This is a genomic window from Microcoleus pseudofavosus SVA1_A4, from assembly GCF_036700565.1.
Lineage (GTDB): Bacteria > Cyanobacteriota > Cyanobacteriia > Cyanobacteriales > Microcoleaceae > Microcoleus.
Window position 1 is genome coordinate 1 of the sequence record NZ_JAUBPE010000187.1, and the last position, 1,445, is coordinate 1,445.

Genomic DNA, 1,445 nt, shown 5'->3' on the forward strand with positions numbered 1-1,445 from the left:
TTCATCTTTTTATTCACGATCGAGTATTGCATATAATTGTATCATAGTCTTGATAATCATTTAGGATTGCTATATCAATTCTGGTAACACTGGAATGATAGAAACGGAGGGCACAGCCGTGTCCTGATTGTGGGTAATATTAATTCCGGGTAGTCCTGCACAATCAGGAAAAGCTGTTATAATTTACTTAGTCAATCTGCCTTAACTTTTAGCTTATAAAATGTCCCAGGTGCGACTCTCAATATATTGTAAAAAATGGTCATACTCACACTGGTAAACAAAGTTTTAAATGTCGAGATTGTGCCCGACAATTTGTGATAGCTCCCAGACCTCAGCCGATAAGTAACCGGACAAAATTAATTACATCAAGCCTTTTGAAGAGGCAAGGTTTTTAGGCGGTATTTTGGGTAATTAATTGTGTCCCACTACTTATCGGAAGACACAAGAAAGTTAATAGATAAACTTTTATTAGAAAAAATATCTCTGGCTGGAATTGTTAGGGCTACCGGAGTTTCCCCAAGGTGGCTACAATAGTATGTTAATAAAAAGTTAGGAGCCGTCAAGAGAGGGAGCATCCCGGTTTTGTAAATATCCCCAAATCAGCATAAAATGGGTAAAATCCAAAGAAACGTTAAAAAAGAGTAGAGAGAAAGAGTCATGACCCCTGAAGAACTAGAGCGATTGGAATGCTGTACGTCAGAAATTGCTAAAATTTTGTATAAGAATACACCCCCGAGTGAACTGACCAGTCTGGAAAATATCGAAAAGCATCTCAGGCAACAATGGCTTGAAAAAGTGGGCCCCAAAATCGGTTTTTTTTTATCAAACAAGCAACGGGAACAGAACAAGGACGACCCCGCACAGTAAAAAGCTGTATTGGTGAACTAATAATTACTGAAAAACAGGCCGAAAAATTAGAGGTCAAGAAATCAACTAGATTATCTCCATTATTTGAAAAATGCTGTCTCCGTCAAATCGCTAATCTTTCCTACGAAAATGCTGCTAAAGAAATGGAAGTTCAGACGGGAGTAAAGATTGGACACACTTGCTTACATCGATTGGTAGAAAAACAAGAATGGTCAGAACCTATAGCTTTCTGTGAGGTGAAAGAAACTAGCATAGATGGAGGGAAAGTCCGCCTGAGAGGGGATTTGGGAGAAGGGTCTCATTGGCAAGATTATAAGGCAGTGCGGTTACATGAAAGTTATTACGGGGCTTTTTATCAAGATAATGAAGCGTTAATTAATTATGTAAATCATCAGCCTTTAGCCGAACTCTTAACTTGTCGCTTGTGATGGACATGATGGAATATGGAAGATTATTAACCAGTTGAATCCTGGTAAAACCCGACGCGAAATTTTAGATTGGTAAGCTGCTACGCAGCTAAACCGGATAAAATAGCATTGCCTTTATTTTTTATTTTTCGATCCCATTTGATAACCATT

Annotated in this window: 2 protein-coding genes and 1 pseudogene; all 3 read left to right on the forward strand. The window is 38.3% G+C overall.

Annotated elements, in window-relative coordinates; translation table 11 throughout:
• Positions 1 to 215 precede the first annotated feature (215 nt).
• A pseudogene (locus QUA02_RS33830) lies at positions 216 to 531 on the forward strand (IS1/IS1595 family N-terminal zinc-binding domain-containing protein); the annotation flags it as partial.
• 126 nt (positions 532 to 657) lie between these two features.
• A complete protein-coding gene (locus QUA02_RS33380) occupies positions 658 to 867 on the forward strand; it encodes a hypothetical protein (RefSeq protein WP_333034014.1) in 210 nt (69 codons plus the stop codon).
• A gap of 143 nt (positions 868 to 1,010) precedes the next feature.
• Positions 1,011 to 1,295 carry a hypothetical protein gene (locus QUA02_RS33385; RefSeq protein ID WP_333034015.1) on the forward strand — a complete coding sequence of 95 codons (285 nt, stop codon included), beginning with the start codon at positions 1,011 to 1,013 and terminating at the stop codon, positions 1,293 to 1,295.
• Positions 1,296 to 1,445 lie beyond the last annotated feature (150 nt).

Bases quoted from the DNA above. Each gene is read 5' to 3' on its own strand.
- QUA02_RS33380 (WP_333034014.1), top strand. From the start codon at position 658: ATGACCCCTGAAGAACTAGAGCGATTGGAATGCTGTACGTCAGAAATT.
- QUA02_RS33385 (WP_333034015.1), top strand. From the start codon at position 1,011: ATGGAAGTTCAGACGGGAGTAAAGATTGGACACACTTGCTTACATCGA.